The organism is Streptomyces sp. NPDC057474, from assembly GCF_042802555.1.
Taxonomy (GTDB): Bacteria; Actinomycetota; Actinomycetes; order Streptomycetales; family Streptomycetaceae; genus Streptomyces.
In genome coordinates this window covers 21477-27664 of sequence record NZ_JBHVDX010000131.1, presented here as the reverse complement: position 1 = coordinate 27664, position 6188 = coordinate 21477, and the positions used below count along the sequence as shown (strand labels likewise).

Annotated in this window: 5 protein-coding genes; 4 read left to right on the top strand and 1 reads right to left on the bottom strand. The window is 70.4% G+C overall.

Translation table 11 applies throughout. The features are described from left to right. Window positions 1–656, top strand: a 656-nt coding sequence (locus tag ACFU53_RS29990) for a hypothetical protein (protein ID WP_383999099.1), incomplete at its 5' end; no start/stop codon positions are given. Window positions 657–826: 170 nt separating this feature from the next. Here the strand turns inward: ACFU53_RS29990 and ACFU53_RS29985 are convergent. Next, on the bottom strand, window positions 827–2152 hold the full coding sequence (locus ACFU53_RS29985) for an SGNH/GDSL hydrolase family protein (protein WP_383999096.1): 1326 nt from the start codon (window positions 2150–2152) through the stop codon (window positions 827–829). 280 nt (window positions 2153–2432) lie between these two features. On the opposite strand from ACFU53_RS29985, the gene ACFU53_RS29980 reads away from it, so the two are divergent. The 3 genes from ACFU53_RS29980 (at window position 2433) to ACFU53_RS29970 (ending at window position 6040) form a co-directional block, all read left to right on the top strand. Beyond that, window positions 2433–3785, top strand: a complete 1353-nt coding sequence (locus ACFU53_RS29980; protein ID WP_383999093.1) for a DUF445 domain-containing protein — start codon at window positions 2433–2435, stop codon at window positions 3783–3785. Window positions 3786–3919: 134 nt separating this feature from the next. Continuing rightward, window positions 3920–5410 carry an MFS transporter gene (locus ACFU53_RS29975; protein ID WP_383999091.1) on the top strand — a complete coding sequence of 497 codons (1491 nt, stop codon included), beginning with the start codon at window positions 3920–3922 and terminating at the stop codon, window positions 5408–5410. Between the two features lie 171 nt (window positions 5411–5581). Then, complete coding sequence (locus ACFU53_RS29970; RefSeq protein WP_383999088.1) at window positions 5582–6040, top strand: hypothetical protein; 459 nt, start codon at window positions 5582–5584, stop codon at window positions 6038–6040. Window positions 6041–6188 lie beyond the last annotated feature (148 nt).

Here is a 6188-nt window from a genome sequence, read left to right as displayed (position 1 = left end):
CGTACAAGGCGCGGACGTACGGCGAGCTGGCGCCGATCACCCGCGATCTGCCGGGCGCGGGGACCGTGGCACCGCCGGCCGTCGTGCCGCCGCCGTCCGTCTCGCTGGTCAAGGGGCCCGCCGCGGACGCGAGTTGGCGGGAGCGGATAGTCGGCGGCGAGGGCACGTCCACCTGGGGTGTCGCCGTCATGTCTGGTTTCGAGCGCAAGGGGCACTGGACCGTGCCCAAGCGGTTCGACTGCTTCGCGTTCTGGGGCGGCGGGGAACTGGACCTGCGCGACGCGTACTTCGCGGAGCGCGAGGTCACGATCAACTGCGTTGCGATCATGGGCGGGATCAATGTGATCGTGCCGCCCGGGGTCGAGGTCGTGGTCCGGGGCATCGGGGTCATGGGCGGCTTCGACCACAGCGAGGAGGGCGTGCCGGGGGACCCCGGGGCACCCCGGGTGATCATCACCGGGTTCGCGTTCTGGGGCGGGGTCGGGGTCGAGCGGAAGGTGCCGAAGGCGGAGCGGCAGCGGTTGAAGGAGGCGCGGCGGCAGGAGCGGTTGGAGCGGCGGGAAGCTCGGCGGGAGCTGCACGCGTCCCATCGTGACCATGCGCATGAGATGCGTCGGGAACGGGAGCGGGAGCGGCGTAGGGGGCGGGAGCGGTAGGTCGTATGCCGGCTGCGGGTGCGTCGTGGTTGCTCGCGCAGTTCCCCGCGCCCCTGAAAGATGCGCAGTTCCCCGCGCCCCTGAAAGATGCGCAGTTCCCCGCGCCCCCTGAAGACGCGCAGTTCCCCGCGCCCCCTGAAAGATGCGCAGTTCCCCGCGCCCCTGAAGGGCTACAGCTCTGCTGGAGCCGCGCCCTTCAGTTTTTGGAGGTCGAAGACCTCCGCCATCCGCTCGTAGCCCTTGTCGCTCGGGTGGAGGTGGTCCCCCGAGTCGTAGTCCGACCGGAGCCGTCGCGGGTCGTACGGGTCGCGTAGGGCCTTGTCGAAGTCGATGTACGTGTCGAAGACGTTGCCGGAGCGGATGCGGTCGTTGATGCCCTGGCGTACGGATTCCCGCTGGTCGGAGTAGCCGCGGTGGCCGTGGAAGGGCATGAGGGTGGTGCCCACGACGCGGAGGCCGCGGGCGTGGGCCTGGTCGACGAGTCGGCGGAGGCCGGCGGTGATGGCGTCGGGGTCGGCCTGGCCGGGGTTCTTGAGGATGTCGTTGACGCCGAGGTCGATGACGACGGCCTTGACGCCCGTACGGCCGAGGACGTCGCGCTGGAAACGGGAGAGGCCGCTGGGGTTCTCGGCGGGGCGGCCGTTGCCGTCGGTCAGGACGCGGTTGCCGCTGATGCCCTCGTTGACGACGCTGTAGCGGGGCGTGTCGGAGGAGCCGGCGGCGGCACGGAGGCGGCCGGAGAGGACGTCCGTCCAGCGCCGGTTCTCGCCGACGGTGGAGGTGATCCCGTCGGTGAGGGAGTCGCCGAGGACCACGACCGTGCCGTCGGACTCGTTGCTCAGCACGTCCAGGGCGGTGACGTAGCGCCAGTGCAGGGACTGCGTGGTGTACGGCTCCCCGGTGACGTCCGCCGTCCGGTCGCCCTCGGCGGTGTACGAGATCTGCCGGGCGTGCGCGTGGTAGGTCGCGGGCCCGGAGGGGGTGGGGGAGTAGGTGGTGATCAGTACGTCGCTGTCGTGCGGGATCGCCACCCGTACGGCGTCGCTCACCACCTGCTGACCTGCCGCGATGACGACCGTCGGGTTGCCGGCGAAGGTGAGGCGGCGCATGGTGTCGGCCGCGGCGGCCGGGGTGTCCGTCGAGGCGGCGACGGCGAGCGAGGCGTGGGTGATGGTCAGCGGCTGCTGGCCGTAGAGGTTGGACAGCGTGACGCGGGCACTCGTACCGGCGGCGGTCGTGTGCACCACGTTGCGCACCGAGCGGCCGGCGAGGCCGTCTCTCTCGGTGCCCGGCTCCGACCCGCTCGGCGAGGTCGCCCAGGCGCCGACCCAGACGCCTGTGGAGGCGGGGGCGGCGCTGTTGCGGGGCGCGCGGGCGAAGGTCTCCTGGTGCTGGGTGCCGTCGTCGACGCCGACGCCGATGTATATCGCGGTCGAGATCGCCACGACCAGGGCGGCCATGGCCGCCAGAAGTGCATAACCGTGATGCCTGGTCATGCGGTGTGTAACTCCTCGGGCTGTGGAGCCCGAGGCTCCGATGTGATCACCCCATGATGCGGCATGGGATGGGGGCGGCTTGCGAGAATCCCCATCGGTTCCCCTCGGTTCCCCCGCCCGGACAGACGCGGGGAACTCCTGTTCCGTTCCAGAAGTAGGTCTGAGTAGATCTATGGAGTACGTCACCAAGAGTTCGAAGAGCTGAAGAACCGACGAGCCGAAGAGCTGAAAAGTCGAAGAACGGGACAATATGTACGGGGGACAGGAACGGGTGGAGTGAATGGACCGTACGAAAGTGGAAGAAGCGGATGAAGCGGAAGAAGCGGATGAGGCGGCAGTGACCGCCGAGCCGCGCGTCTCGCACCGCACCATGACCGCCTTCAGCGCCGCCGACGAGGAGAAACAGCGGGGCGTCCGGCAGATGAAGCTCATCGCGGCCGGGCTGCTGCTGTTCGTGGCGGTGGTGTACGTGCTGGCCAAGTGGGCCTCGCACGAGGGCGCCGGTGCCTGGGCGGCCTATGTCGCGGCGGCGGCCGAGGCGGGCATGGTGGGCGCGCTGGCGGACTGGTTCGCCGTGACCGCCCTGTTCCGGCATCCGCTCGGGCTGCCCATCCCGCACACCGCGATCATCCCCACCAAGAAGGACCAACTGGGCGTCACTCTCGGCGAGTTCGTGGGCGAGAACTTCCTCTCCCAGGACGTCGTACGGCAACGGCTGCGGGCCGTCGGTATCGGCAGCCGGCTCGGCGTGTGGCTCGCCGAGCCGCAGAACGCCGACCGGGTGACGGCCGAGCTGGCGACCGCGCTCCGGGGCGCGCTGACCGTGCTGCGCGACTCGGACGTGCAGGCCGTGGTCGGGGAGGCGATCACCCGGCGGGCGGGCGCTCAGGAGATAGCGCCCGGCATCGGCAAGATGCTGGAGAAGGTCGTCGTCGACGGCGGCCACCGGCGGGCCGTCGATCTGATCTGCGCCCGCGCCCAGAACTGGCTGATCCTCCACGACGAGCAGGTGATGGACGCGGTCGAGGGCGGCGCCCCCGGCTGGACCCCCCGGTTCGTCGACCGGAGGATCGGTGAGCGGGTCTACAAGGAGCTGCTCCGCTTCGTCACCGAGATGCGCGACTCGCCAACTCACCCGGCGCGCGGCGCCCTCGACCGCTTCCTCACCGACTTCGCCACCGACCTCCAGTCCGACACGGACACCCGCGCGCGGGTGGAGCGGCTGAAGGGCGAGGTGCTCGGCCGGGGCGAGGTCCAGGACCTCATCGCCTCCGCCTGGACGGCCGTACGGTCGATGATCGTGTCCGCCGCCGAGGACGAGCGCAGCGAGCTGCGGCTGCGGGTCCGGACGTCCCTGCTGTCGCTGGGCACCCGGATGGCCACCGAGCCGAGTGCGCAGGACAAGGTGGACAGGTGGGTCGAGGGTGCGGCCGTGCACGTCGTGACCACCTACCGCGCGGAGATCACCTCCCTCATCACCGAGACCGTCGCGAGCTGGGACGCCGAGCACACCACGAAGAAGATCGAGGCGAACATCGGCCGAGACCTGCAGTTCATCCGGATCAACGGCACGGTGGTGGGTTCCCTGGCGGGCCTGCTGATCTACACGGTGTCGCGGGCGCTGGGGGCGTAGGAGGAGGGACGGGCACGGGTGTTCCGGCCACCGGGGCGCAAGGACGCGCGGGTGACCCGGAGTTGGTGGGGCGTGATCCCTGCTCGTGCGGGCACTCGGGTCAGGTTCGCCTGAGGTGGAGGGAGCCGGAGCCCATGTCCGTCACAGACCCGAAGTCACCGGGTACACCAGGTTCGCCGGGTTCACCAGGTTCGCCGGGTGTGATCACTACCGCCGTACCGGCGCGCCTGGACCGTCTGCCCTGGTCGCGCTGGCACTGGACGATCGTGATCGGCCTCGGCACCGTGTGGATCCTCGACGGTCTGGAAGTGACCGTCGTCGGCAACATCGCGGGTCGGCTCTCCGAGGAGGGCAGCGGACTGCCGATCACGTCCGCGCAGGTCACGGGTATGGCGGCCGCGCTGTACGTGGCGGGCGCCTGTGCGGGCGCCCTCTTCTTCGGCCGGATGACCGACCGGTTCGGCCGCAAGAAGCTGTTCATGGTGACGCTGGTGGTCTATCTGGCGGCGACCGCGCTGACGGCCCTCTCCTTCTCCACCTGGTGGTTCTTCCTCTTCCGCTTCCTCACCGGCTTCGGTATCGGCGGTGAGTACGCGGCCATCAACTCCGCGATCGACGAGCTGATCCCGTCCAAGTACCGGGGCCGCGTCGACATCGTCATCAACGGCAGCTTCTGGCTCGGCGCGATCGGCGGCTCGCTGCTGTCGATCGTCGCCCTGAACACCGACCTCTTCCCGGCGAACGTCGGCTGGCGGCTGACCTTCGCCCTCGGCGTGGTGCTGGGCCTGGTGATCCTGCTGGTCCGCCGGAACGTCCCCGAGAGCCCCCGCTGGCTGCTGATCCACGGCAGGGAACAGGAGGCCGAACGGCTGGTGGGGGTGGCGGAGGAGCAGGTCGAGGCCGAGAAGGGCCGCTCGCTGCCGCCGGCCGAGCAGGAGATGACCGTCCACCAGCGCGAGAGCATCGGCTTCGGCACGATCGCCCGTACGGTCTTCTCCCAGTACCGCCGCCGCGCCATCCTCGGCTTCTCCCTCTTCATCGGCCAGGCGTTCCTCTACAACGCGATCACCTTCGGCTTCGGCGCGATCCTCACCACGTTCTACGACGTCCCGACCTCCGACACCGGCTACTACTTCGCCGTCATCGCCGCCGGCAACCTTCTCGGCCCGCTCCTGCTCGGCAAGCTGTTCGACACGGTCGGCCGCAAGATCATGATCTCGTCGACGTATCTGCTGTCCGGTGTGCTGCTCTTCGGCACCGCCTGGCTGTTCGGCCGGGGTTCGCTCGACGAGGTGACCCTGACGGCCTGCTGGTGCGTGGTGCTGTTCTTCGCCTCGGCCGGCGCGAGCAGCGCGTACCTGACGGTCTCGGAGGTCTTCCCCATGGAGACCCGCGCGATGGCCATCGCCTTCTTCTACGCCCTCGGCACCGCCGCCGGTGGCATCAGCGGCCCGCTGATCTTCGCCGAACTGACGGAGTCCGGCGTCGTCTCCGACACCGTCCTCGCCTTCCGGATCGGCGCGGGCCTGATGTGCGCGGCGGGCCTGGTGGCCGCGTTCCTCGCGGTGCGGGCGGAGCGGCGCTCCCTGGAGGACATCGCCGAGCCGCTGTCGGCGAAGGTGTGACGCTCCGCTGAGAGGGCCGGGATGCGCCGCGGTTGTCCGCCGCGTCGTCGTGGCTGGCCGCGCAGTTCCCCGCGCCCGTTCGGGGCGCTGCCGCCCTGAGTACGGGTGAGCAGGCCGGTCTGAGTACCCGTACTCTGTCGGCCCGCCGCCCGCCCCGGAACCCTCGTACGCATGACCGAGAAGCTGCTCCGCCCCCTGCGCACGCGCCCCTGGCCGGAACGCTGGCTGACCCGCCTGCTCGGCGCCGCCCTCGCCGCGGCCGCGTACCGCCTCTGCCTCCCCTGGGACCTGCGCAACCGGCCCGAACTGGAGGGCTCCCTCTCGGAGACGACCCCCGTGACCGTCACGGGGGTCGTCGTCCTCGCCCTCGTCCTGCTGCTCCTCGCGGCCTACTTCGGCCACCGGGACGCCCTCGCCTGGCCGTTGCTCCTGGTCGCCGTCCCGCCGTCCGCCCTGATGTACACCGCCTTCCACACCCACCCCGAGCCCCTGGACGCCTCCGTCTGGCCCCTGTCCTGGGCCTTCTTCACGTTGGTGCTCGGCGCGTGGGTGCTGGTGGCGGCGTCGGTGGCGCGGGGCTTCAGGGCGGAGACGGCCGACGAGGAGTGGCTGATCAGGAGCGACCGTTGATCGGAAACGGTCGAGGGGGAGCAGTCGATACGCCTGGGACTGGAACGAGCACGGCACCCGGCACGATCCCGGGATCCAGTGACAACGCTGCTGCTTCGGGAGGCGGGTGTCGCCGCGAGTACAACCGGCTGGCGGCCGAGGGCGAGCC